We start from the raw sequence: 26,436 nt of genomic DNA, 5'->3' as shown, positions 1-26,436 counted from the left end.
AAAATATCACCGTCACTGGCTCCAGCCAGAATGTGGCAACGGGCACGTCTGTCATCCTCACCTACACGGCAAAACCTATACGGGCACCACCACGGCAGACGGGAAATGGAGCGTCCAACTTCCTGCCGCCGACCTGCAACAGCTGGCTGACGGCACGACCACCATTACCTTCAGCACCGTGGACAGTGCTGGCAATACGCTCAGCGGCAGCCACGCGATCGGCGTGTTTATCCACACGCTGCCCAACGCCACGCTTGACCCGGTATTTGGTGACGGTGTGCTGAATGCGGCAGAGGCAGGCAGTGCACAAACCCTCAGCGGTGCTACCGGGCTTACCACGCCAGGGCAAACGGTGACCGTAACGCTTGGCGGAACAGAACATGCCGCAACAGTAACGCCAACGGGAAGCTGGGGAGTGACGCTCCCCCCTTCAGCGTTGCAGACGCTGCCCGACGGCAGCGCCCCCGTATCGATTGTCGTTAAAAATGCCGCAGGCAACCAAAGTACCCTGACGCAGACCGTGACGGTCGATCGCACCCCGCCAACGTTAACACTGGGCCATCTCGCCACAGATAATATCCTCAACCAAAGCGAGGTACTGACGGCACAAACCCTCACCGGCAGTGCATCCACAGCGGAAGCGAGCCGTACGGTCACCGTGGCGTTTAACGGTAAACCCTACAGCGCCACGGTACAGGCAAACGGCAGTTGGAGTGTTCAAGTCCCCGCGTTGGACGTTAGCGAACTGCCGGATGGCAAGCTCACCGTCAGCGACAAGGGCGGTAACCCTGCCACCAATAGCCATACGCTGAATGTGATCGCACAACCGGCGGATCTGCCCACTATCGCTATCTCAACCGTTTCCGGTGACGATGTGGTTAACGCGCAGGACGCAGGCGGTCCAATGACCATCAGCGGTTCAACCACCCATGTCACACCGGGGCGCAGCGTTAGCGTATCGCTAAACGGCAAAACCTATCTGGCCACGGTCGGCAGCGACGGCACCTGGAGCACCACAGTACCCGCCAACGATGTTCAGGCTCTGCCGCAGGGCCAGCAATCCATTACCGCCAACGTGACTGATATTGCACAAAACCCGGCCAGCAATAGCCACAGCATCACCGTTGACACCACGCCGCCGCTGCTGGAAATTGATGCCCTGGTCACGCCCGGCGATATCGGTCTGGCTACCGCATTGGCGGGGGTACCCATCAGCGGCAATAATGGAGGCGGGGTTGCACGTTACCCTTACCGTGGGCAATAGCGTCTACACTGCCGTCACTAACAGCAACGGGGTGTGGCAGACCACGCTTTCTGCCAGCAATCTTCTGGCGTTGGGGGACGGCACCGCCACGCTGACCGTGAACCCCCTGTTTACCGACAACCAGCTCAATCTGACCGAACTGCAAGCCGGTGGAACCCTCAGCGGCAGCTACACTAACCTGCCTGCGGGCACGCAGCTCACCATCACCATTGGCAGCTACACCGCCACCGGCACCACCTCGGCGGGCGGGCTGTGGAGCGCAACCATTCCGCCTAATGCCCTGTCTGGATTAAATGATGGCAGCGTACAGGTCAGCATCAGCGCCGCAGACAGCGCCGGAAACCCGGCCAGCGCCAGCGGTACACTGGATGTCGTCACGCACACCACGTTCAACGTGACATTGAATACCCCGTTTATTGACGGCAAACTCAATGCCACAGAGGCTGGCGTGGATCAGGTGCTGAGCGGCAGCACCGTTCTGTCAACATTGTCGGATGGCACGGTTAACGTGATTGTCACGGTAACGGATAGCGTGGGTAACAGCACCACCACGGGTAGCGCAGAGGCACTATTCCATGCCTTGCCAAGCGCCACGGCAGTGCTGCCTTTCGGCGATGGCTACCTCAATCTGGATGAGTCAACGAAACCGCAGACGCTGAGCGGTAAACCCGGGATCAGCGGCAGTGGACAAACCGTGACGGTAACGCTGGATGCAGGAACCGCAAACCAACAGGTATTTGCTGGCGTGCAAGTAGACGGTTTGGGCGGCTGGTCGCTGCCACTAACGGCTACACAATTGGCGGCATTTACCGAAGGTGGGCATACGTTGCTGGTGACCGTCACCGACAAGGCAGGCAACCCCAGCAGCGCCACCGTTAATGTTACGGCAGCATTGACGCTGCCCACCCCCAAGATCACCGAGCCGTTATTTGGCGACGATAACATCCTCAACATCGCAGAAGCCCGCGATACCATTACCATAACTGGTACCACCAATAGCACCGGCAGTGCGCAAAACATCAGTGTCGAAATTGACCTTAACGGCGTGATTTATCAGGCCGTGGTCACGGGCAACACCTGGAGCGTCCCCTTGCCAGCCAATGCGTTGAGTTCGTTAGCCGAAGGTGATAACCACAAGTTGATAGTGACGGCTACCGACGCAGCGGGCAACACCGCCAGCGATACGGTGACCTTTGAAAACGACTTTCATGCGCCCGCGGTTACGCTGGACACCCCGTTTGGTGACGGTTACCTGAATGCAACAGAAATTGCTGCACTGAGCGGTAATGCAGGTGATGCCACGATCGTCATGGTAACCATTGGAAGTAATCCACCGATTAAAGCCACGATAACTAACGGCCAATGGTCGCTTGACGCGACTCAGTTGAGCGGGTTAAGCGATGGCACGCAACCCCTGACGGTCACCGCCATCGATGCCGCAGGCAACAGCGCCAGCGTCGATAGTCAGGTGCATATAGCAAGAACGCTCCCGACGATTGCTTTCGATGCTTTTGTTGGTGGTGATGGGCTGAACTATGTCGAAAGTCGCACTGCACAGACCTTGAGCGGTACCTCAACCAAACTGGAAGTCGGGCAAAAGGTGACCGTCACTGTGAATGGTCACGACTACTACACCAATATTGGTGTCGGAGGGAGTTGGTCGGTGTTAATTCCGGCCTCGGAATTGCAGCAGTTTACCAATCCAACAGAAATCGCCATCCAAGCGCAAGATAAAGCAGGTAACGTCGTTAATGAAACGCTAGATGTCCCGGTAAATATTGTCCTGCCACCAGATCCAACGCTGGTGATCAATGCCACTGCCGATGACAACATCATCAACGTCGCTGAATCACAAGCGCCCATCACCGTTTCCGGTGTCGTGCATCACGGCGTCAACCCAGGTGAACAGTGACACTATTGACACCAGCACCACCGTTCAGATGGATGTCACTCCGCCGTCTGTCACCATCGACACCTTCGCCGGCGATAACAAGCTCAACAACAGCGAGTTGGCAGCGGCGCAAACCATCAACGGTACCGCCTCTTTTGCAGAGGTCGGGCGCTTTGTCTCTGTGACGCTAAACGGAAAAACCTATCAGGCGCAGGTACTAGACAATGGCAGCGGCACGGGTGGTATCTGGTCGGTTAGCGTTCCCACCGCCGATCTTAATATGCTCAGCCAAGGACAACATCCTATCACCGCCACGCTGAAAGACGCGGCGGGAAACACCACCGACGCAACACCGCTCGTTATCACGGTCGATACGGAAATCCTGCTGCTGACCATTGATGCCTTTGCGGGCAACAATATCCTCACGATGGCCGAAGCGCTGCTGGGACAGGTTCTGAGTGGCAAAGTGGAGAAAGGGGCTACGGTAACGCTGACGGGCAACGTAGTGGTTGATAACAATGGCAACTGGCAAATCCCTTTCACGAACCTGGATCTCACCAGCCTGACCGACGGCCCGCAAGTTATCGGCCTGACCATTACTGACGCCGCCGGTAACAGCAGAAGTACCGCCGTGACCTTGAACGTGGCGCTCAACCAGACGATGGGCGCAGGCGTTGACGATATTTTCGGCAACAACGGCATCCTCAACTATGCCGAATCGCTGCTAACGCAGGTCATCAGCGGCCACGCTACCGGCAGTTCTCTCGGCGCTAAAGTCAGTGTCACCATCGCAGGTACCACGCTGGAGGCCACCGTCGGCGCTGGCGGAGCCTGGAGTGTGTCATTCCCTTCCTCTCTGCTCTCCGGCCTTTCTGACGGATTGTTGCAGGTGAACGTTGACATTGTGGACATCAATGGCAACAGCAAGAATCAACTGATCGACATCGATGTATTACGTTCTGTGCCAACCATCGATTCGGTTCTTGCCTTTGGTAATAATGGTCTGAACGCGCTTGAAGCTGCCACCAACCAAATCATCAGCGGCGTAGTAGGCAATATCGATCTCACCAAAGGTGCCTTTAATGTCGCCGTTACACTGGACACCAAAACCTATACCACTACCGTGGGTGCTGGCGGCGCATGGAGCCTCTCTATCCCTACGCTGGATTTGAAAGCCTTGCAGGACGGTACGCTGGCGCTCGGCGTCAGTGTTACCGATTACGGCGGCAACGTGGTCAGCAAAACCGCCAACGTACCGGCCATCATCAATAACCCGCCCAGCCTGACGCTCGATCCGATATTCGGTGACGGACTGCTCAATCTCGGCGATCTGGTAAACGCTCAGACGATCAGCGGCACCGCGCTGAATCTGGTGTCCTGCACGCAGCTGACGATTGATTTGGCTGGCGTAAGAACGTTGACCGCAACGGTCTGAGCTGACGGTAAGTGGAGTGCCAGCGTCGGCACCGATGCATTAGCATTGCTGCAAAATCTGGGCAACGGCAATGTGACCGTAAGCGCCAGCGACAGCGTTGGCAACAGCGTTTCACTCGGTGGTGGCTTAACGCTGGGCTTCTCCCTGCCCGTGGTTACGCTTAACCCCTTTTTGGTGGCGATGGCTTCCTCAATGCGGCAGAAGCCTTGGTCGCACAAACGTTGAGTGGGGTGGTCACCAACGCCGCGGTCGGATCGCAGGTTTCCGTGACGCTGGGCAGTAAAACCCCAAACCACGGTCGATGCCGCCGGTGCCTTCAGTCTGACCTTACAACCCTCCGATCTCGCTGCGCTGGTCGATGGCAGCATCTCGGTGAAGGTAGAGGTAACTAACGCGAGCGGTAACACCGGTTCAATCAGCCAAACCATTACGTCCATCACCAAAAACTTACCGACCATCAGCCTTAATTCACTGTTTGGTGGTGATGGCTATCTCAACGTGGCGGAAGCGGCACTGGGCCAAACCCTGAGCGGCACCACAACCAATGCGGTGGGTTCAACGCTGCGCGTCACGCTGGGAAGCAGAACCCTGACAACCGTGGTACAAAGCGATGGCACCTGGTCGGTTGGTTTGTCCGCCACCGATCTCACTGCGCTTACCGACGGTACTCTGGCGCTGGGCGTTGCACTCACCAACCCGGCGGGCAAAAATGTCAGCATCAGTACTAGCGTAGGCATCGGTATCCATAACCTGCCGACGCTGTCGCTGGGTTCCCTGTTCGGTGATGGCTATCTCAACCTGACGGAAGCACAGTCCAACTAAACCATCAGTGGGACCGTCAGTAATGCCGTGGGCGGCAGCATGCGCGTCAACATCGGCGGACTGGTGCTAACCACCCCGGTTACCGCCAATGGCAGTTGGAGCGTTACGGTGCCGACCGCCAATCTGATCAACATTGTTGACGGCAACCTGAACGTGGGCGTCACCGTGACCGATCGCTATGGCAACAGCACAAGTGCCAGCGGCGCGGCGATTGTCAAAACCCATGCGCTGCCGCAATTGGGGATCGATCCGACCACGTTGTTAAGTGCGCTGAGTATTATCACCAACGGCCTGGCAATCCACGGTGAAAGTCGCAATGTGCAGGCGGGTGCGCAGGTCTCCGTTTCACTGCTCAAAACCAACTCCGTGCTTAACGGCATTAACCTGACCGGCACGGTGCAAGCCGATGGCAGTTGGACCGCCATATTGGAAAGCTCACTGCTCACGTCACAGGGGTTAACCGTGCTCAACATCCTCGCAGTGTTAACCGGCACGCTAGTGTCCGCGAGTGTCACCGATGTGGCGGGCAATAGCGTCGGCGTTTCTGCCGGGCTGACTACCGGCATCTCACTGCCCCTGACGTTAGCAAGCCTTGAGAGCCAAAGCCTGACCCTTGAGGAGAGTGGCGTCTCGCTGGAAACCAGCCACACCGCCGCAACCAGTCACGAAACGAGCACGACGCATGATGACAGTACCTTGACGCTCGCCAGTCTGAACGAGGTGCAAAGTACCGGTGCCAGCGCCACGGTGAACACGCCGAGCGATATCAGCTACAGCATCGGCGGCGTTGCTATCGTGCCCACTGACAGCAACACGCTAACCGGCAGTGACGGCGATGACTTGCTTCAGGTTTCTGTACTTGACGCGCTTCATATCGACGGCGGCGCAGGCACCGATACGCTGGCGCTAAGTGGCGAACATCTGGCACTGGATCTTACCGCTCTTGGACTCAGCATCGACAACATCGAAATCTTCGATCTCGGGGCTTCAGGCACCAACAGCATCACGCTCGATTTGGCGCGCGCTGTCTGTCACCGATAAACCCGAAGACGATTTGCGCATCCTGGGCGCGACCGGTAACGAGGTCAATTTGATCCCCGACCCCAGCGGCACTTGGTCCTTGGCCGGGCAACGGGCGCTGGATGGCATGATGTTCGATGTGTATCACAACTCGGCGTTAGAGAGCGGCAACACGCTGGGAGATGTGCTGGTGCAGCAAGGACTGCACGTCAACATCGTCTAATAACAAAACGGAAGCAACCACCACAGGCACACTGTTGCCTGTGGTGCACACGACGATCATGGTGTTGATAATGTTGAAAATTAAGCACACTTTTTTTGCCAGAAATGACGTTTGCCAGCCACACTTAGGAACAGCCTTACGCTGTCTGAGCCTGCTTTTTCTTTTCACCGCTGCGTTAGGAGCCACGCCACTCTTGGCTCAACAACTGGGTGTGACCTGGCAGGCAGCCCCCAGTGAACAGCAGGTCGACAGTCTGAGTCTGGAACAGGCCATTCTGCGTGCCTTTGCCCGAAACCCACAAATCGCCCAAGCGGCAGCGCAAATCCGTATCGGTGCAAGCGAATTGAAACTGGCGGAAAGCGCCCGGATGCCGCAGATTGCGCTAAACGGCGGCGTTGGTCGACAAAACCAGAGTGATACCCCCGGCACGCGCGGCCGCACCACCTCGGCTGGTGTCTCGTTAACTCAGCTTATCTACGATTTTGGTAAAACCAGCGGCAGCATCGACGAACAGCATCATCTCTCGGATGCTTACCGCTACCAGCTAGCTCTACAGCATCATGACCGGTGTCGGTCAACAAACGCTGCTCGCCTATTTACAGGTCAAGCGCTATCAAACGTTGTCTGCCTCGGCTGAGCGACATATCACCTCACTTGAAGCCGTGAAAGCCATCGCGCAAATGCGCGCGCAAGCCGGACTGAACTCTCAATCGGATGTGTTGCAAGCGGAGACGCGTATCGCGGGCACGGTTGCGACACTGGAGCAATATCTTGCACAGCAGCGTTCCGCGCTGGCGCAATTGACCGTGTTAACCGGTGTGGTACCTACGCGCCTACCGGATTTGCCGCAAACGCTGCTACAGCAAGAGGTCACCTTACAGGCGTTGCCCTACGAACAAAGCGCGCAGGTACGCAGTGCACAGTCACGTCAGGAAGCGGCCCGACAGCGTATCAGGCAGGCAGAAGCCAAACATTGGCCCAGTTTGTCTGTGCAGGCGGCGCGCGCAATGATACCCGCAATCGCGCCTACTGGTGGAAGCGCCTATCTATCAGGGCGGTGCCGTCAGCGCACAGATTGATGCCGCTCAGAATGCACGCGAGGCCGCACAGGATGAGGTGGAAGCGGCTAAGCTGGATATTAACCAGCGCGCAGCCACGTCCTATGCCGACATGATTGGCGCGCAGCAACGTCAGGCTGCCAGCGAACGCCAGCTCACCAGCGCAAACTATACTCGCGATGTCTATCGCGACGAATATCGCCTGAGCAAACGCAGCCTTAACGATCTACTCAGCGTGGAGCAGGACGTGCTTCAGGCTGAAAACGCCCGAGCAATGGCACAGTTTGACGGCTGGGATGCAACAGTCAACTACGCGGCTGCCGTCGATAATCTGCTGGATATGCTCGGTATAGAGCGAGACAAAGCCAATGGCGATCGGCTGCCATCACTGTAATGGCATCGACGGTAATAGTGTGAAAAGTGGCTGATAACCACGTGTTTACTCACAGGAGATTGCATGACTGCATCTGCCACCACAGAAATATGGAGCGCCGCACTGGCAAGAACAGCCGCGCATTATGGGCATGTTATTGATGTGCGCACCGTCGCACAACAGATGCGCTGGCATGAACAACTGCCGCTAGCGCGCAAGCTGGAACAGATAGCTCGCCTGATGGGACTGCACACCAGCCTGTGCCGCTGGGATCGTTTGCGCTGGAGCCAGGGTATTCTTCCGGTACTGGCCGCCGCCCATGACGGCAGCGTACTGGTGATCGAAGCCATCGATGAGGACCAGAATTTGCTGTACTGGCGCAGCGACGGTGGCGATTTACAGCGCAAAATCGACAAAGAGACGTTGCAATCGCAGATTCAGGACACGCTGGTGCTTACCGGCATTGCCGAACGTGGTCGCGATGCCCGCATCGATGATTTCGTCAAGCCCTACCGTAAACACTGGTTCTGGCAGCACTTTGCCCATGCCAAACGACAGATCGGCGAAGTGGCGCTGGCCTCTATCATCGGCAATGTGTTGGCACTGGCAGGCATTCTGTTTTCGATGCAGGTCTACGATCGCGTTATCCCCTCACAGTCTATGCCCACGCTGTGGGTGTTGTTTGGTGGTGTGCTGCTGGCTGCCGCTATTGAATACGCGATTCGTTTATCCCGCACGGTGATCTCCGATTTGATGGGCAAGCAGATCGATCTGCGGGTTTCCGGCATACTGTTCGACCGCGTGCTGGCTATCAAGAATGAAGCACGTCCCAAATCCACCGGCTCCTTTATCTCTCAACTGCGAGAAATCGATCAGGTCCGTGAATTACTGACCTCTACCGCCGTCGGCGCGGCGGCAGACATGCCTTTTGTGCTGCTGTTTCTGGCGCTGATGTCCTTTATTGGCGGCCCGCTGGTGTTTATTCCCATGTTGGCGATCCCGCTGATTGTCATTCCCGGCATCTTGCTGCAATGGCCGATGGCAAAACTGGCTAAAGACGGCATGCGCGAGAGCGCGCTGCGCAACGCGGTGCTGGTGGAATCGATTGAGGGCGTCGAAGACATCAAGGCACTTCAGGCAGAACCCCATTTCCAGCGGCAGTGGGAGCAAACTCACGAGGTGAGCGCCGCCGTCGGCATGAAGCAGCGCCTCTGGGGCGCACGTCTGACCGGATGGGCCTCGACAGTACAGCAGCTCACCTATGCTGGCATGTTGGTGTTCGGCAGTTATCTGGTGTTGGCTGGCGACATCACCACCGGTACGCTGGTGGCGTGTAGCCTATTGTCATCCCGCACATCATCGCTCCGCTGATGCAATTGACCATGGTGTTCTCACGCTGGCAGCACGCCAAAAATGCCCTGACCGGACTCGATGAACTGCTGCAAAAACCGCTCGACAGACCTGAGGCACGAGAAATCGCCCACTGCCCGGTGCTGCAAGGCCACTACCAAGTGACGCAGGCTCTGTACAGCTACGATCCGTAAAAGGGAAATAACGCGGTGTTTATTAACACGCTGGATATCAAACCCGCCGAACGCGTGGCAATACTGGGCAAGGTCGGCACCGTAAAATCCACCCTACTCAAGCTGCTCGCCGGGCAGGCAACCGCCACGCGCGGCAAAGTAACGCTGGACGGCGTAGACATGGCACACATGGACCCGGCAGACATGCGACGTCAGGTTGGCTTTATTTCACAGGATTCTCGGCTGTTTTTTGGCAGTCTCAGGCAAAACCTGATGCTGGGCAACCCCCACGCCAGTGAGCAGGAATTACTGGCAGCATTGCGTATCAGCGGAGCACTCAGCATGGTGCAGCAAGATGCCTCCAGTCTTGAGCGCATCATCCAGGAAGGCGGGAGCGGCCTGTCTGGCGGGCAGCGCCAAATGGTGCCGCTAAGCCGTCTTATCCTGCGCAATCCGCAGATCGTGCTGATGGATGAACCCACGGCCTCAATGGATGAACAACTGGAAGAACACGTTATTCGCCAGATGAAAAGCTGGCTGGAAGGGCGCACGCTGGTGTTGGTGACACATCGCCCGGCACTGCTCAAACTGGTCGACAGGCTGATTGTCATCGACAACGGGCGCGTTATTGCCGATGGACCCAAAGACCAGATACTCAAGGCAGTCAGCAAACCGCTGGATAATGCGCAGCAGGTCGCCTAAGGGAGAAAATCATGAACAAGACGCTGTTCAGCACAAAAGGGAAAGCTCCCTCCAGAGTGATTTGGCTGACGCTGCTGGGGTTGGTGGTGTTTTTCGCCTGGGCGAAAATCGCCATTCTCGATGAAGTCACCGTCGGTAGTGGCAAAGTCACCCCATCCACGCGAGCCCAGGTGATTGAAAGTCTTGATGGTGGCGTCATTGATAACCTGTATGTCCAGCAAGGGAATATCGTGGAAAAAGGCCAGACGCTGGCACAGCTGGACATCAATCGCGCCCAGTCCGTCTACGGTGAGGCCTTTTTGCGCGTAACCACCCTGCGCGCCTCGGCGGAACGGTTGCGCGCGGAGCTAAGCGGAGAGCCGCTGCGCTTTAGCGAAGAGACATTGAAAGATCCCAATCTGGCGGCGCGCGAACGTCAGCTGTATGAATCCCGCCTGCGTAACCGAGATGAAACCGCGCTTAACCTGCAACAGTCCATGCGACTGGTAGAGCAGGAATTGAAAATGACCGAACCGCTGGTGGCACGCGGCGCGGCCAGTGCAGTTGAAGTGATCCGTCTGCGGCGACAAATCAGTGAAATCCGCGGCAAGATCGATGAAGCACGCAATCTGTATGCCGTCAACCCGCGCGATATCGCGTATATCCGCCCTGGATTGCCTGTCATTGTTAAAATTACCGCCCATGACTCATCGATTTATGGCGATCTCAACGGCGAAGTAGAAAGCGTTTCACCAGATACGTTGCAAGATGAAGTACGGCGCGATCAGTATTATTACCGGGTTTATGTGCGCACGCTGGAGAATGGGTTGACCAATAAAAACGGCGACCGGTTTGCCATTGTTCCCGGCATGATGGCCAATGTGGAGATTAAAACCGGGCAAAAAAGCGTGCTCGATTACTTAATCAAGCCACTGAATAAAGTGAATGAGGCGCTGCGTGAACGCTAGCGCCTCTTGAGCGTATTGCTACGGTGAAGCTGCCGTATTACAGCAGTTCAGGGAAGAATACTTGCTTGAGCGCCAGTTCTACGCCGCGCACTTCCGCCAGCCCTTTCAGACGGCCAATAGCCGAATAACCGGGATTGGTTTTCTTCTTCAGAAGATCGTCGAGCATCTGGTGACCGTGGTCAGGGCGCATCGGAATCGTACGCAGATCGCCCGCCGCTTTACGGCGTGATTCTTCCGTCAGGATCGCTTTCACCACTGCCACCATATTCACGTCGCCGCCCAGATGCGCCGCTTCGTGGAAGGTTTTCGGGTTCTGCTCGCGACAGGTCGCACGCAGGTGGGTGAAGTGGATGCGATCGCCAAAGGTTTCGATCATCTTGACCAGATCGTTATCCGCACGCACACCGTAAGAGCCGGTGCACATGGTGAAACCGTTGTGGATATTATCCATGGTATCCTTCATCCATTGCATATCTTCAATGGTGGACACCACGCGTGGCAACCCCAGAATCGGACGCGGCGGATCGTCCGGGTGGATCGCCATGCGGATACCTGCTTCTTCGGCAACCGGCACGATTTGCTTAAGGAAGTAGCCCAGGTGTTCACGCAGCTTGCTATGGTCAATGCCGTCATATTCCGCCAGACGCGCACGGAACTGCTCCAGAGTATAACCTTCTTCCGCCCCCGGCAGACCGGCGATGATATTGCCGGTCAAACGCGCGATATCCGCTTCGGTCATGGCTTCAAAGTAAGCGGCGGCCTGCACCTGCTCTTCTTCGGTGTAATCGTTCTTTGCACCCTCACGTTTGAGAATATGCAATTCAAACGCCGCAAAAGCGATTTGATCAAAGCGCTGCGCTTTGGAACCGTCCGGCAGTTGGTATTCCAGATCGGTACGCGTCCAGTCCAGAATCGGCATAAAGTTGTAGCACACGGTGTCGATGCCGCACTGCGCCAGATTGCGCAGTGACTGCTGGTAGTTAGCAATATAGTGCTGATAGCGACCGGTTTGCGTTTTGATATCTTCATGGATCGGTACACTCTCGACCACCGACCACACCAGACCTTTGGCTTTCAATTCTGCTTTACGCTTTTCGATCTCTTCAACTGTCCAGACTTCGCCATTCGCAATGTGGTGCAACGCGGTCACCACACCCGTCGCTCCAGCCTGACGGACATCGTCCAGAGAGACAGGATCGTTCGGGCCATACCAACGCCAGGTTTGTTCCATCTTTATTATCCTTAATCAATAACTTGTAAAATCATCGCTTGCGCTGTTCCCGGCCCACGGCAATCGCTACGGGACGATAGGTCATCAATCTCATCAACCAAAGCGATAAATAGGCCTACCAATTTTGTTTATCATTCCAATGACATCCTACACCAGCCAGTAAAAAGCACCAACAAGAAAACAAAATAGGTTGACCAATATCACCAAAATAATGCTTTTTGGACAAACAAATTGGCTTTTTACGTGGAAATAAGTACAGTTTTGCCGTGAAACTTTATACCAAAGCGTCTTTTTACATTATTTGGTCAGGCCAATTTTCACCTTGTTCTCCTACAATCTCCACCGTCAAGGGCTAGTGAACGCGCTAGCGCATGATGGCCTACCGTACTCGGGGATATTGTTATGACAACGTCGACCACCGCAACGCATTACGCCACCCTTGCCAACACACCGCTACCAGAGACCGTACGCCACCCCCAGTACGATCGTAATGCACTCACAAGCGCATGGTGCACATCGGCTTTGGGGCGTTTCATCGCGCGCATCAGGCACTGCTTACCGACCGCGTTCTGAGTCAACAAGGCGGGGACTGGGATACTGTGAAGTGATATTGTTTGGCGGTGAAAGCCTGATTAGCCAACTGCGTGAGCAGGACCACCGCTATACCTTGCTGGAAAAAGGGGCAGAAGGCAGTCAGGCCATCGTTATCGGTTCGGTCCACGAATCGCTGTATGCACGTCTGGAAGGTATCTACGCCGTGGTGGAAAAACTGGCAGAGCCACAAGTTAACATTGTTTCCCTGACGGTTACCGAGAAAGGCTACTGCATCGATCGTACCAGCGGCAGCGTAGACATCAATAACCCGCTGATCAAGCAAGATTTGGAATTGCCGACCGGGTCTGCTGGTAGAAGCACTGCGCGTGTGTCGTGAACGTGGTCTGAAACCGTTTACCGTGCTTTCTTGCGATAACATGCCGGAAAACGGCAACGTGGTGAAACGCGCGGTGCTGGAGCTGGCACAGCTGCGCAGCGCAGAGCTGGCGGAATGGATCGCGGCCAATGTCACTTTCCCCAACACCATGGTGGACCGCATCGTACCTGCCGCCACGCCGGAAACGCTGGCTGAAGTGGAGCAGGCCATTGGCATCGCCGATCCTGTAGGCATCGCTTGCGAACCCTTCATTCAATGGGTGGTGGGAGACAACTTTGTTGTGGGGCGCCCACAATGGGAAGTGGCCGGCGCACAGTTGGTGGATGACGTTCTGCCGTTCGAAGAGATGAAGCTGCGCATGCTCAACGGTGGCCACTCCTTCCTGGCTTATCTTGGGTATCTGGCCGGTTACGAACATATTAATGACTGTATGGCGGATGCCCATTACCGTCGTGCGACTCAACGCTTGATGCTGGAAGAACAGGCACCGACGCTGCACGTTAACGAAGATTTACCAGGCTATGCCGCACAGTTGATTACCCGTTTCACCAACCCGGCGCTAAAACACCGCACCTGGCAAATCGCCATGGACGACACGCAGAAGCTGCCGCAGCGTATGGTGGAATCCGTGCGCCGGCACCTGCAAAACGGCAGCGATTACAGTTGCCTGACGCTGGGCATCGCCGGTTGGATGCGTTATGTGGGCGGCGTGGATGACGCCGGTCAAACCATCGACGTACGCGATCCGATGGCAACACAACTGCGCGCTGTCGTCGATGCGACACAAGACGGTGCAGCACGCGTGCAGGCCCTGTTAGAATTAACGGCTATTTTCGGCGACGATCTGGCGAAGAATGAAGAGTTTGTACGCCGCGTGACTAAAGCGTACCTGCTGCTGAGTGAGAAAGGTGCAAAAGCGGCGGTATCAACGCTGTAACATCCCCTCGTTGTCCCCGGCACAGGCCGGGACAACGAACAGAAGAAACGCGTGTAACCTGCAAGAGCATGGGAATCTCTTGCAAGAGACGCTGGAGCTCTTGTTATTACGTTTCCTGCGGCGCAGGCACCGATTCAAACAGATAACCGTCGAACGCCGGATCGTCAACATCCGAAATTTCCAGCAGTTTATGCTTTACATTCTCCAGATGCTGCCACATCTCCTGGCGCGCCTGTTTGGCATCGCGGCGGGTCACCGCGCGTAGAATACGCTGGTGATCATCCAGCCACTGACGTTGGTAGCTGAAATCTACCGTATGCGAGTGCAAACCGCGCCACATGGAGCTGCGTTTACGCGCCTGCCACACTTCATAAACCATATTGGCCAGCACGCTGTTTTGCGTTGATTGCGCCAGCAAACAGTGGAACAGCTCGTCTACGCTGCCGTTATCCAGCGCCTGACGCTCCTGATTGATAGCCTGCTTTATCTTGAGAATATCGGTCTTGGTCGCCTGCATCGCTGCCACTTCGCTCTCCAGCAGTTGACGCGCCTGCATCAGTTCAAACGGACTGTAACCGCTGTCTGCATTGCGGTTCTTATCTTCGATTGGAATCTGAATCACATACACGCCGGAGCCTTTACGCACCTCAATCAGTTTCTCTAGCTCCAGCATGATCAAGGCTCCGCGCACCACACTGCGGCTAACGGAAAAACTTTCTGCGATATCACGCTCGGGAGGAAGACGATCACCCACCTGATATTTACCATCCAGAATATCTGTCCGAATCTTGTTACCGATGTCTTGATATAATCGCATCTTATTGTTTTTCCTTCACAAACAACGACGGCGCAAAATTGGCATGGCCAAAGAATAAAAAATACGCAAATCTGACGCAAGTATAACATGAAGCTGTCACATAAATTGCCACCAGGTGCGCATTTTAACAAACCACATCCACCGGAGCACAGAGCTCGCCAAGTTAGCTGACCGCTTACTACAGCGGTTGACCACCGTTGAAAGCAACGGCAAATCCGTTGCCGAAAAATCCGTCATTCTCTATTTATCCATTCGGAACTGCTTTGCGCTTATTTCACCGGACAACAATTCTCATCGGACAACCATGGATTCATCGATGGCATTGATGCGCTCTGCCCCTTTATCTCACACGCGCTACTGGCGCGGCCTGTGTATGTTGATACTGATGGCGTTTTTGAGCGCCTGTAGTCGCACGCCGCCGCCTATCACACCATTAGGGCAGCCGACGTTTGCCCGCTATCAGCAGGAAACCACGCGCTGGGTTGAGGAGCATCGGCGTTTTCAAACATTGGATAAGGCGTTGGAATTAACCTGGAATACCCCGTCGGAAACCCGACCGACAGGCACTGCACGCAAAGGCATATTGCTGGTGTACGGTCTGGGGGATTCCCCAGGTTCGTTTACCGATATCATTCCAGCGCTGACGCAGCGGGGCTTTCTGGTGCGCACTGTGCTGCTCCCCGGCCATGGCACACAACCAGCTGATTTGATGCCATTTTCCGTGGAAGACTGGCGGCGCGTGGTGGCTGAGCAAACCGCTTTACTGCACAAAGAAGTGGGCGAGGTCTATCTGGGCGGCTTCTCGACGGGGGGCAATCTGGTGTTGGAATACGCCTTACAGCATCCGGAAATTCAGGGGCTGGTACTGTTTTCTCCCGCTATACGCTCTGACGAACCGCTCGATTTTCTGGCTCCGCTGATGGCCTCCGTGACCGACTGGCTGCGCCCGCCGCGACCGGGGCAGCCGCAGCAGATTGCTACGCGCTATCTGCGCGTTCCCACCAACGGTTTTGCACAATTTTATTACTCTAGCGCCAACGTACGCCACCTGCTGGCAAAAAATCCCTACGACAAGCCGGTGCTGATGGTGCTGGCGCAGCACGATTCGGTGCTAAATACCGCCGCCATGCTGGCACAGTTTGACAAGGCTTTCCCTAACCCAGCCAGTTGCGTCATTTGGTACGGAAATCCCCCGGCACAGCCGGTATCCGAGCGCGTGCTGGTGCGTGCCGATCGTCTGCCGGAATGGCGCATCAGCCAGTTTTCCCACATGTCAGTCCTGTTTTCCCCCGATAACCCACTCTATGGGCGAACGGGATCATTACGTTTATGTTCTAACGGCCCCGCCACACCCGCCGCCGATGACTGCAAGAAAAGAGAGGACGTTTGGTATTCCGACTGGGGCTACCAAGAGCCAGGAAAAACGCATATCCGTTTAACCTTTAACCCCTATTTCGACTGGCAAAATCAGGTCATGGCCAGTGTATTGAACAGCGAAGGCACCGTTGCCGCAGCACCGTGATCGTCACAAGAAAAATAGGCGTCACAATAGCGTCATTAATGCCGGGTAAAGTGTGAGGGGAGTACGGTTTCCCCCACACTGGACTGGTAGTGGCCAATGGACGCCACCCCCGAGTTATCGCTGAACAGACCCTACCGAGGCGCTCCCACGGCCGCCGACTTATGCATTGTGACGCCCGAGGCCAGCCCCGAAACGGATAACGCCACGGTCTTGCAGCTTTTCAATAAATACAAAGAATTGGTTAGCTTGCCAGTGGTAGAGAACGGCAGGCCATTTGGGCTTATCAACCGTCATATTTTTTTGTCACAAATGTCGCGACCGTTTTATCGCGAGCTGTATGACAAAAAGCTGCATCGCTTTTATGGACAAAAATCCTCTGATTGTCGATGCCAATTCCTCATTGAATACCGTTGCTGATCAAACGGTTATTTCAGGAGATAAATCGCTCACCGATGGTTTTATCATCACCCGCGAGGGCACCTATCTGGGCATTGGATTAGGCATCGACCTGATTAAAGCGGTATCGGACCTGCATCTGCAACAACACCAGCAGGTGATGCAAAGTATCGAGTACGCCAGCATCATCCAGCAGGCGATGATGTCCACCTCTTCGCAAACCATGTCTGCCACGCTGAGCGACTGGTGTCTGGCATGGCAGCCGCGCGATTGCGTGGGCGGCGATTGTTACGCGTTTAAAATCACGGCTGATGGCTGGCATTGGTAATCGATTGTACCGGTCACGGCGTCCCCGGCGCATTTATGACCCTGATCTTTGCCTCGGCGCTGGAACATGCGCTGGTTACCTGCCCCCCTGACGATCCAGCGCAATTGCTGCAAATCATCAATCGCTACATCAAAAATACGCTGGGACAACAGCAGAACGGTGACAGCAGCTCAAATGATGGTTGTAACATCATTACCGTACATATGAACACTGCCACGCGCAGCCTGGCCTGGGCTAGCGCGCGCATGGCGGCATTTATGCTGGCACAGGATGATGACGAGGTGCGCCCACTGGCTACCGATCGCATGGGCGTCGGCTATACCGATACTCCTTACGACTATGCCTGGACTAACCATCGGTTAACGCTGACAGATCGAGACCTGTTTTTCACCACCACGGATGGATTAACCGATCAGGTTGGCGGTGAGCGGCGCATCATGTTTGGCAAACGTCGGCTTCAGGCAGCATTACTGCGCTACCGTGCGTTACCGATGCCTGAGCTGGCCCGACAATTACAACAAGAGCATCAACGCTACCATGGTCAGCCGCCCCGACGGGACGACCTGACCTTTTGGGGCTTTAGACAGTGATTACAACCAGGCGACCTTGACCATGGCTATTCAACACCACGGCACCTCACCTTCCACCTTTCCCGGCAATGTGCCAGGAGAGTACGCCGCCCCGCAGGGCGCGCTGTTCCACACCGGCGTGGCGCGCGATATCTCGCTCTACTATATCGGCTACTTTTCACAGAGCATAATCAGCTCACTGGCAGAAACGCTACGCCTCCAGCTTGAGAAAACCGAGGTGCCCTCCCCGGTGCGACGCAAATTGTTCTCCAGCTTTATCGAAATAGGCCAAAACATCACCCGTTACTCCGCCTTACCGTTAACCACGCCCGACCAGCAGTAGGAAGCGTGACAGGGCTCCGTCTGCCTTGGGTGGGAAGACGGAAAGTATTTCCTGTGGTGTGCCAACCCGGTACATCCAGAGGATATGGAGAAACTGCGGGTGCGGCTGGAACCGCTGCGGGCCATGACGGCAGACGAAATCAAAGTGGCCTACAAAGCGTCGCTGCGTCAGGAAGCCCCTGCATGGAGCAAAGGTGCGGATATCGGGCTGTTAACCGTGGCGCGAGACGCCAGCGAACCGTTGCAATTCACCTTTCAATCAGATGAATCAACTGGGTTATCCACGTTTTATCTGAAGGCGATCATCTGAAATGATAAATATAACTCGCATCGATAATGTTCATCTCTCCGGGGCAGCCTCCACACCCAGCGTTGATTTTTGTTTTGACACACATCGGTTATCCCTTTCCGGCGAATCCTACCCAGAGAACGCCGCTGCATTTTACCGGCCGCTGATCGAGAAGGTGGGAGCCTATCTTGCCGAGCTATCGCACCGAGATGACGCGCCCGCAACCGAAATCGAGGCGCATATTTCGCTGAGCTATTTCAACAGTTCCAGCACCAAGATGCTGTTCAGCCTGCTCAATGTGCTGCACCTGGCGGCGCAGGGCTCGCTCGCTATCGCCCTGCACTGGTATCACGATTGTGATGATGATATCGCTCAGGAGTTTGGCGAAGAGCTGCATATCGACTTCCCAGCGTTGGATTTTCACGGCCATATCATGGAGTAATCATGAGTACCTTTGAGCTGTTCACCCCGGAATATGACATCCTGCTCGCCGCGCGCAACGTGGCTGCTCAGCCTGACAGACCCGCGGAAGTTTACCGGGATAGCCTGCTGGCACTGACCGAGCACTATCAGCGTCTGGTGCGTGAATCCCACCGGCTAATCTCACGCAGCGATCGGGTGGAGCGCGAATTGACGCGCTTAAACCATCAGCTCCATCAACTGGCCGATGAACTGGCCTACAAAGCGACACACGACCCTCTCACGGACGTTTACAACCGTGGTGCCATTATCGACATCATCGGTACGGTGCTCACGCAACGCCAAGCCTCGCTGATTGTGTTGGATATTGACCACTTCAAGCGGGTGAACGACAACTTTGGCCACCCGACAGGCGATGCAGTGATCTGCGATCTGATCACCCGCGTGCGTCACGCACTGGGCGGTGTCGGCAACATTGGGCGTGTGGGCGGAGAAGAGTTCACGATTTTGCTGGATAACGTTGCCCTGCAACAAGCCGTCCTGTATGCGCAGCGCATCCATGCCGAGCTGAACCGTTCAAACCTGGCTGCGCTGCCAGCTTATCCGGTGACAGCCAGCTTTGGCGTCAGTTGGGCCCCAGCGACTACCGGATTTGATAGCCTGTACAACGCCGCTGATGCCGCGCTGTATGAAGCCAAACAGCAAAAACGTAACCGAGTGATGTTTCGCTAAGCCGATGCTGCGTTCTCCAACGTAAAAAAAGGTAAAAATGGCGAGGAACGCCAGAACACATTAGCGCGGCGTTGAGTCACTTTTGCTACAGTGATGAGAGCCCGTGTTGGATGGGTTACCAAAGGAGAGCGTATCGTCATGTCACGTCTTACTGCACAAGATTTCCAACCTGAACTGCTCGAACTGTATGACTACTACGCGCATGGGAAACTCACCAAGCGAGAGTTTCTGGAACGCGCGGGTAAATATGCGGTGGGTGGCCTGACCGCCATGACCCAGCTGTCGCTGCTCAGCCCCAACTACGCCCTGGCACAGCAGGTCGAGTTCACTGACCCGGATATCTCCCTGAGTACATCACCTATCCGTCACCTAATGGGCACAGCAGCGTGCGCGGTTATCTGGTGAAACCCGCCAACCTGACCGGCCCAGTGCCGGCGGTGGTGGTGCACGAAAATCGCGGCCTCAATCCCTATATCGAAGACGTTGCGCGACGGCTGGCAAAAGCCGGTTTTATCGCGCTGGCCCCTGATGGGCTGAGCAGCGTCGGCTGTTATCCCGGCAATGACGAAAAAGGGCGGGAACTACAACAAAAGGTCGATCCCACTAAACTGATGAACGACTTTTTTTGCCGCTATCTGAATTTATGCTCAAGCATCCGGACAGTACCGGTAAAGTGGGCATCACCGGTTTCTGCTACGGCGGCGGCGTCGCCAATGCGGCGGCTGTTGCCTACCCGGAACTGGCCGCCGCGGTGCCTTTCTATGGTCGCCAGCCTAAACCGGAAGACGTTGAGCGCATCAAGGCTCCGCTGCTGATCCACTACGCCGAACGCGATGAGCGTATTAACGAGGGCTGGCCCGCCTACGAAAACGCGCTGATTGCGGGAAAAAAGGTGTATCAGGCGCACATTTATCCCAACACTAACCACAGCTTTCACAATGACTCTACCCCACGCTATGACAAGGCTGCCGCCGATCTGGCGTGGGAACGCACCCTGGCCTGGTTCCGGCGCTATCTGGCCTAACGATGCACAGGATAAACCATGCGCTTTGATTTCACCGATTTGCGTCTGTTTCTTCACGTGCAGCAAGCGGGCAGTATCACCGCGGGAGCCGCCCACTCACACCTGACGCTTCAGGCGGCCAGCGAGCGCATTAGCGGCATGGAAGAGACGCTTGGCGTAGCGCTGCTAACCCGCGTCAGTAACGGCGTGACGCTTACCGAAGCGGGCTTTGCACTGGCTCGCCATGCCAATATGCTATTGCAGCAGCGCGATCATATGCAAAGCGAGTTACAGCAGTTTGGCAACGGATTACGGGGGCATATCGCCCTGCTATGCAACGCGTCTGCGCTAAGCCTGCACCTCCCGTCGCGTTTGAGTGACTATCTGCTCACCCACCCACGCATTTCCCTTAGCATTACCGAAAGGCCCAGCCACGACATTGTGGATGCGATTAACAATCAGCGCGCGGAAGTGGGTATCGTTGCCGATTCAGTTCCGTTGCAGGGCCTGGAAACGCGTGAATTTTGTCCGGACCCGCTGGTGGTGGCTGCTGCGGCCACTTCACCGTGGGCGAGCTCGACGGTGCTGGCGTTTGAAGCCCTGCTGGACGAGGAGTTTGTCGGTTTGAACATGGGCAGCGCGTTGCAGGAACATATCGACCACCATGCGCGCCAGCGCGGCAAGCGCCTTAACTACCGCGTACGCTTGAATGATTTCCCGGCGTTACTCGGGTTAATCCAGCAAGGTATCGGCATCGGGATTGTGCCCGAAAAAGCCCTGGCCAACGCGGATACGCAGCAGGTGCGCGCCATTCCGCTCACTGACGCGTGGGCGCAGCGCCGCTTGTTACTGTGCGCGCGCCAGTTCAGCGCGCTGCCAGGTTACCTTCAGGAATTTGCCGAACAGATAAGCGGCAGATAGGCATCAGCCCCCGATACCGAGCATCATGGTTCCCCCCAGCGCGATCAATCCGAGAAAGAAGCAGCGGCGAAATAGCGTTTCACCAATGTATTTTCGCACGCGTTGACCAAGTGCCATACCGAGCAGGGCCGGGATCAGTGCCAGCAGCGACAACGATAGGTTCAATGCGGGCAAACCGCTGCCCTGCGCCAACGACAGTGCCAGTCCAAGCGTTGAAACCGTGAACGCCAGCCCGAGCGCCTGCACCAGGTCATCTTTCTTCAATGCCAGACACTGCAAATAGGGCACCGCCGGTATCACAAACACGCCTGTCGCCGCCGTAATCATTCCAGTGAGGTAGCCTATGACGGGAGAAAGCCAGATTTCATGGCGACCGGGGGCATGCAGGCGGCTGGCAATCAGCCCCCATACGCCATAAACCACCAGCATTCCCCCACCAGGAAGACCGGGGCCCATGGCGATGCGTACACCAAGGTAGGCACACCGCTCCACAGCGTCCCTATCAGTATCGCGACCAGAAAGCCGCCAAGGCGCCGCGCCAGAAATAAAAGTTGGGCCAGCAAGCAGTTGCCACAGATTGGTGACGAAAGAAGGGATTAGCAGCAGCGCGGCAGCGCTTGTCGGCGGCATAGTTAACGCCAGAAGTCCCATAGCGACCGTCGGCAAACCGAGCCCGACAATGCCTTTAATCATACCAGCTAACAAAAACACGAAGAGTATCGTTACCATCCCTTATCCTTATTTGCCACTGATTCCGAGGGGTAATATGAAAATACGCATAGCCCGACAAAAGCGCGATAGGGGATTTATTGAGGGAGACTCAGGTAAAACTTGTAGGGGAAGCGCTACGCGCCGCAGCAAACGCGGCGCGTAGCGAAAAAACTCAGCTTTTCTTCACAAACTCGGATTTCAGCTTCATCGGGCCAAAACCATCAATTTTGCAATCGATGTTATGGTCGCCTTCGACCAGACGGATACCTTTCACTTTGGTACCGATCTTCAACGTGGAAGAGCTGCCCTTCACTTTCAGGTCCTTGATAACCTTTACGCTGTCGCCATCGTCCAGCAGGTTGCCATTGGCATCACGCACGACCAACCCGTCGTCATCAGCGGTTTCCGCATTCATGGACCACTCGTGACCACACTCAGGACAATTGAGCTGTTCATCGGCCTGCCAGGTAAAGGCAGGGTCGCATTTTGGACAATTTGGTAAGGTTGACACGGCATGACTCCTAAAAATTCAATAAAAATATAAAATAAATAACAAAATCATAAACAAATGTGATTCATAGTCACTATTTTACGCTATTTATCTTACAGCGTACAGCCAAACGCCCTGCAACCCCATGGCGCAGCCCTGCACAGCGATAAAGCAATGCGCACTACATTGACACAAAACCACCGCGGTTTAACGCACTACCGTCTGGCGCAAACGCGCTCTGGCTGTGCATTCCTGACTCAATAGCGTGCAAAGCGCCACGGCTGCACTATCGAAAAACACGATTACGTTATTTGGCATTTTTTATACATGGCAACCATTATCTTCTTATTGCGTAATGCCCGTAGATGCCAATGATAAAAATAACGCTTCCTAGAGGACCTTATTACGGTGAAATGCTCACGGCAGAGGGACGGCAGCGGCAGCATTACGATCCATGGTGGCGCTGGCTGCAACGCACCGATCAGCAATCGGTGCGGCAGAAGAAGGGGCAGGCAGAACTGCTGTTTCATCGGGTGGGGATCACCTTCAACGTCTACGGCGACGATGATGGTACTGAACGGTTAATCCCGTTTGACAGTGTGCCGCGCATTATTCCGGCGGCAGAGTGGCGCAAACTGGATAGCGGCATTCGTCAACGCGTCAAAGCGCTGAATGCCTTTCTGCATGATATCTATCACGATCAGCACATCCTTAAAGCGGGCATTATCCCCGCCGAACAGGTGCTGGCAAACGAGCAATTCCAACTCTGCATGCAGGGCATCACCCTGCCCAATCAGATTTATGCCCATATCACCGGCATCGATATGGTGCGCAACAGTGACGGTGAGTATTACGTTCTGGAGGATAATCTGCGCACACCGTCCGGCGTCTCTTACATGCTGGAAAACCGCAAGATGATGATGCGCCTTTATCCGGATATGTTCGCCCAGAAACACATCGCCCCGGTAGAACGCTATCCCAGTTACCTGCTGCAAACCCTGCGCGAAAGCTCACCGGTAGACGATCCCTGTGTGGTGGTAATGACGCCGTGACGTTTCAACAGCGCTTACTTTGAACACAGCTTTTTGGCCCAGCAAATGGGGGTAGAGCTGGTTGAAAGCGCCGACCTGTTTATCAAGGAAGGGGCGGTTTACATGCGCACCACCGAAGGGCCGCGCAAGGTGGATGTTATCTATCGCCGCATTGATGATGCCTTTCTCGATCCGCTGGCGTTCCGCGCTGATTCCATGCTCGGCGTGCCGGGTCTGCTGTCGGTATATCGTGCGGGCGGCGTAGTGCTCGCCAACGCTATCGGCACCGGCGTAGCCGATGATAAATCCATCTACCCTTACGTACCGGACATGATCCGTTTCTATCTGAGTGAAGAGCCGCTATTGAACAACATCCCTACCTGGCAGTGTCGTAAACCAGAGGATTTGCGCTTCGTGTTGGATAATCTGGATCAGATGGTGGTGAAGGAAGTCCACGGTGCAGGCGGCTACGGCATGCTGGTATGGCCGCGCGCCAGTCGCGCTGAAATAGAGGAATTTCGCCAGCGTTTGTTGGCCAACCCGGCAAACTACATTGGGTAGGAGACGCTGGCGCTCTCCACCTGCCCGACCTTTGTGGAGCAAGGACTGGCCCCGCGCCATATCGATCTGCGTCCCTTTGTGCTCTACGGGCAGGAGATCCGCCTGGTTCCCGGTGGGTTGACACGTGTGGCACTCACCGAAGGCTCACTGGTGGTGAACTCTTCGCAAGGGGGTGGCACCAAGGACACCTGGGTAATGGAGGATGACGAATCATGCTAAGCCGCACAGCCAGTGAACTATTTTGGATGGCGCGTTATCTGGAGCGAGCGGAAAGCTTCGCCCGCGTGCTCGATGTCACCTACAAGCTGTCAATGGTGCTGTGCCACAGTCAGCAGCAGCGCGATCTGGCGCTGCCGCTCAATCTTTCGTTGACCCATGATCTGTTTCAAGCACGTTATCCGCAGTTTTCGATGGCGAATCTGATCAACTTTTTTTGCCCTCGACAGCGATAACCCTAGCAGTATCTACAGTTGCGTCGAAATGGCCTGGAACAACGCCCATGCGGTGCGGGGCAGCCTCTCCGCCGAAGTGTGGGAGTGCATCAACACCACACGCATTCAGTTGCGCACGCTGCGGCAAAAAGGGGGGGAAGAAGTCGGGATCGATGCCTTCTTTGACTGGGTAAAAGATCGCGCCCATCTGTTTCGCGGCGCCATGTTCGGTACCTTACTGCGCAACGATGCGCTGTGTTTTATCCGTATCGGCACGCTGATCGAGCGGGCCTTCGCCACCACGCAACTGCTGTTGCTCAAAGATCAGCAGTTGAATAACGACACCGATCCGGTGCGTGAATATTATCGGCTGGACACGCTGCTGCGCGCGGTCAGCGCACGCGAGGCTTATAACATCATCTATCGCCAGCCGGTCACGCGCGATACGGTAGCTGAACTACTGATCCTGCGTAACGACGTGCCGCGTTCTCTGCGCCCCTGCATCGAAGACGTTGTCGGTTAATTGGAACAGATCGCTAACACCCGTTCTCACCTGCCGCTACGGCTGGCGCATCAGTTGAATGTCGATCTGCGCTTCAGTACGCGGGAAGATTTGGCGCAATCCGATATGCAGGTGTATCTCACCGGGCTGCTGGCCCGAATCAACGCGCTGGCTGACAGCGTGCGACAAACCTATCTGGAGACGGTATGAAACTGACCATTAATCATCTCACGCACTATCGCTATGATGAGCAAGTGAAATTCAGCACCCAGTATCTGCGTTTGACGCCGCGTGACTCCGCTCGCCAACGCGTGGCTTCATGGTCACTGACGTTGTCTGATGGCTCTGCGGTTGCCACCACCGACACCTGGGGCAACGTGTTGCATGTGCTGACGTTGGATCACCCGCATCAGGAAATTGTCATTCACGCTCAGGGTGTGGTAGACATTGCCGATAACGATGATAGTGAGCCAGAGGATGAGTTGCTGTCACTGTTGGTGTTCCTGCGCAGCACGCCGCTGACGCGGGCAGATGCGCCTATTCGCGCATTCGCGCTGCGCTACTACCGGCCGGATGCGGCGGAAGAGAGCCTGAACGCGCTGATGGCGGTACTGTTGGTCAGCATGCCTTACACGCCCGGTGTAACGCAGGTGCAAGATAGCGCTGCGCAGGCCTTTACACGCGGGCAGGGAGTCTGTCAGGATCACACCCATGTGTTTCTGGCCTGCTGTCGCAGCCTACACCTGCCGGCGCGCTATGTTAGCGGCTACGTTCACAGCCCAGATTCGCGCCATGTGGCGATGCATGCCTGGGCTGAAGTGTGGCTGAATGGACGCTGGCTGAGTTTTGATACCACTAACAACTCGCGCAGCCTGACGCAGCATTTGCGTCTGGCAACCGGGTTGGACTATCTGGATGCGTGCCCGATACGCGGCAGCCGTCTGGGTGGCGGCAGCGAAATGCTGTTTTCTGAAGCTGAAGTGCGGCGCTTTTCATAACAGGCGCAGCAGCAAT

At 55.8% G+C, this 26,436-nt stretch carries 17 protein-coding genes and 9 pseudogenes; 22 read left to right on the top strand and 4 right to left on the bottom strand.

Annotated elements, in window-relative coordinates; translation table 11 throughout:
- Positions 1 to 223 precede the first annotated feature (223 nt).
- The 10 genes and pseudogenes from JZM30_RS01755 to JZM30_RS01710 all read left to right on the top strand — a co-directional run bounded on the left by JZM30_RS01755 (position 224) and on the right by JZM30_RS01710 (position 11,258).
- Positions 224 to 1,264, top strand: a complete 1,041-nt coding sequence (locus JZM30_RS01755; RefSeq protein ID WP_252317361.1) for an Ig-like domain-containing protein — start codon at positions 224 to 226, stop codon at positions 1,262 to 1,264.
- A complete protein-coding gene (locus tag JZM30_RS01750) occupies positions 1,236 to 3,176 on the top strand; it encodes an Ig-like domain-containing protein (protein WP_252317360.1) in 1,941 nt (646 codons plus the stop codon). Before JZM30_RS01755 ends, JZM30_RS01750 begins: the two co-directional genes overlap by 29 nt.
- Positions 3,166 to 4,590, top strand: a complete 1,425-nt coding sequence (locus JZM30_RS01745; protein WP_252317359.1) for an Ig-like domain-containing protein — start codon at positions 3,166 to 3,168, stop codon at positions 4,588 to 4,590. Before JZM30_RS01750 ends, JZM30_RS01745 begins: the two co-directional genes overlap by 11 nt.
- Before the next feature lie 45 nt (positions 4,591 to 4,635).
- The gene (locus tag JZM30_RS01740; protein WP_252317358.1) at positions 4,636 to 4,815 is read left to right on the top strand and encodes a hypothetical protein; all 180 of its coding nucleotides are present in this window, start codon (positions 4,636 to 4,638) and stop codon (positions 4,813 to 4,815) included.
- Positions 4,816 to 4,962: 147 nt separating this feature from the next.
- Positions 4,963 to 5,412 carry a hypothetical protein gene (locus tag JZM30_RS23765; RefSeq protein WP_252317357.1) on the top strand — a complete coding sequence of 150 codons (450 nt, stop codon included), beginning with the start codon at positions 4,963 to 4,965 and terminating at the stop codon, positions 5,410 to 5,412.
- 39 nt (positions 5,413 to 5,451) lie between these two features.
- Entirely contained in the window at positions 5,452 to 6,453 is a 1,002-nt protein-coding gene (locus JZM30_RS01730; protein WP_252317356.1) for a hypothetical protein, read from the top strand.
- 13 nt (positions 6,454 to 6,466) lie between these two features.
- On the top strand, positions 6,467 to 6,655 hold the full coding sequence (locus JZM30_RS01725) for a hypothetical protein (protein ID WP_252317355.1): 189 nt from the start codon (positions 6,467 to 6,469) through the stop codon (positions 6,653 to 6,655).
- A gap of 70 nt (positions 6,656 to 6,725) precedes the next feature.
- A pseudogene (locus JZM30_RS01720) lies at positions 6,726 to 8,107 on the top strand (TolC family outer membrane protein).
- Between the two features lie 63 nt (positions 8,108 to 8,170).
- Positions 8,171 to 10,311: pseudogene (locus tag JZM30_RS01715) on the top strand (type I secretion system permease/ATPase).
- 11 nt (positions 10,312 to 10,322) lie between these two features.
- The gene (locus JZM30_RS01710) at positions 10,323 to 11,258 is read left to right on the top strand and encodes a beta-barrel domain-containing protein (protein ID WP_252317354.1); all 936 of its coding nucleotides are present in this window, start codon (positions 10,323 to 10,325) and stop codon (positions 11,256 to 11,258) included.
- A gap of 37 nt (positions 11,259 to 11,295) precedes the next feature.
- Here JZM30_RS01710 and uxuA read toward each other — a convergent pair whose 3' ends face one another.
- Positions 11,296 to 12,489, bottom strand: coding sequence for a mannonate dehydratase (gene uxuA / locus JZM30_RS01705; protein ID WP_252317353.1), 1,194 nt, complete (start codon positions 12,487 to 12,489; stop codon positions 11,296 to 11,298).
- A 402-nt stretch (positions 12,490 to 12,891) separates the two neighbouring features.
- Here uxuA and JZM30_RS01700 point away from each other — a divergent pair.
- Positions 12,892 to 14,357 (top strand): annotated as a pseudogene (locus tag JZM30_RS01700) (mannitol dehydrogenase family protein).
- Positions 14,358 to 14,463: 106 nt separating this feature from the next.
- Here the strand turns inward: JZM30_RS01700 and JZM30_RS01695 are convergent.
- Positions 14,464 to 15,174: a GntR family transcriptional regulator gene (locus JZM30_RS01695; RefSeq protein ID WP_252317352.1), complete on the bottom strand. Its 711-nt coding sequence runs from the start codon at positions 15,172 to 15,174 to the stop codon at positions 14,464 to 14,466.
- Between the two features lie 316 nt (positions 15,175 to 15,490).
- Here JZM30_RS01695 and JZM30_RS01690 point away from each other — a divergent pair, with 316 nt between their 5' ends.
- The 8 genes and pseudogenes from JZM30_RS01690 (at position 15,491) to JZM30_RS01655 (ending at position 21,696) form a co-directional block, all read left to right on the top strand.
- Positions 15,491 to 16,696: an alpha/beta hydrolase gene (locus JZM30_RS01690; RefSeq protein ID WP_438801459.1), complete on the top strand. Its 1,206-nt coding sequence runs from the start codon at positions 15,491 to 15,493 to the stop codon at positions 16,694 to 16,696.
- Between the two features lie 96 nt (positions 16,697 to 16,792).
- A pseudogene (locus JZM30_RS01685) lies at positions 16,793 to 18,010 on the top strand (SpoIIE family protein phosphatase).
- A 22-nt stretch (positions 18,011 to 18,032) separates the two neighbouring features.
- Entirely contained in the window at positions 18,033 to 18,332 is a 300-nt protein-coding gene (locus JZM30_RS24545; RefSeq protein ID WP_252317351.1) for a hypothetical protein, read from the top strand.
- Positions 18,333 to 18,353: 21 nt separating this feature from the next.
- Positions 18,354 to 18,641: pseudogene (locus JZM30_RS24540) on the top strand (SiaB family protein kinase); the annotation flags it as partial.
- A gap of 1 nt (position 18,642) precedes the next feature.
- Complete coding sequence (locus tag JZM30_RS01670) at positions 18,643 to 19,062, top strand: DUF1987 domain-containing protein (RefSeq protein WP_252317350.1); 420 nt, start codon at positions 18,643 to 18,645, stop codon at positions 19,060 to 19,062.
- Between the two features lie 2 nt (positions 19,063 to 19,064).
- The gene (locus tag JZM30_RS01665; protein WP_252317349.1) at positions 19,065 to 19,772 is read left to right on the top strand and encodes a GGDEF domain-containing protein; all 708 of its coding nucleotides are present in this window, start codon (positions 19,065 to 19,067) and stop codon (positions 19,770 to 19,772) included.
- Between the two features lie 138 nt (positions 19,773 to 19,910).
- A pseudogene (yghX, locus tag JZM30_RS01660) lies at positions 19,911 to 20,796 on the top strand (YghX family hydrolase).
- 18 nt (positions 20,797 to 20,814) lie between these two features.
- Positions 20,815 to 21,696 (top strand): LysR family transcriptional regulator, encoded by an 882-nt coding sequence (locus JZM30_RS01655; protein WP_252317348.1) that lies wholly within the window; start codon positions 20,815 to 20,817, stop codon positions 21,694 to 21,696.
- 3 nt (positions 21,697 to 21,699) lie between these two features.
- On the opposite strand, the pseudogene JZM30_RS01650 reads toward JZM30_RS01655, so the two are convergent.
- Positions 21,700 to 22,425 (bottom strand): annotated as a pseudogene (locus JZM30_RS01650) (sulfite exporter TauE/SafE family protein).
- A 154-nt stretch (positions 22,426 to 22,579) separates the two neighbouring features.
- Entirely contained in the window at positions 22,580 to 22,918 is a 339-nt protein-coding gene (locus JZM30_RS01645; protein ID WP_252317347.1) for a zinc ribbon domain-containing protein YjdM, read from the bottom strand.
- A 350-nt stretch (positions 22,919 to 23,268) separates the two neighbouring features.
- Between JZM30_RS01645 and JZM30_RS01640 the strand changes: the two are divergent.
- The 3 genes and pseudogenes from JZM30_RS01640 (at position 23,269) to JZM30_RS01630 (ending at position 26,420) form a co-directional block, all read left to right on the top strand.
- A pseudogene (locus JZM30_RS01640) lies at positions 23,269 to 24,708 on the top strand (circularly permuted type 2 ATP-grasp protein).
- Positions 24,702 to 25,632, top strand: a pseudogene (locus JZM30_RS01635) (alpha-E domain-containing protein). Before JZM30_RS01640 ends, JZM30_RS01635 begins: the two co-directional pseudogenes overlap by 7 nt.
- Positions 25,629 to 26,420, top strand: a complete 792-nt coding sequence (locus tag JZM30_RS01630) for a transglutaminase family protein (RefSeq protein WP_252317346.1) — start codon at positions 25,629 to 25,631, stop codon at positions 26,418 to 26,420. The pseudogene JZM30_RS01635 and the gene JZM30_RS01630 overlap by 4 nt, the downstream one beginning before the upstream one ends.
- Positions 26,421 to 26,436 lie beyond the last annotated feature (16 nt).

The sequence above is a fragment of the Candidatus Symbiopectobacterium endolongispinus genome, from assembly GCF_018777385.1.
In the GTDB taxonomy this organism is placed as follows: Bacteria; Pseudomonadota; Gammaproteobacteria; order Enterobacterales; family Enterobacteriaceae; genus Symbiopectobacterium; species Symbiopectobacterium endolongispinus.
This window is presented reverse-complemented; position numbering and strand designations above follow the sequence as displayed.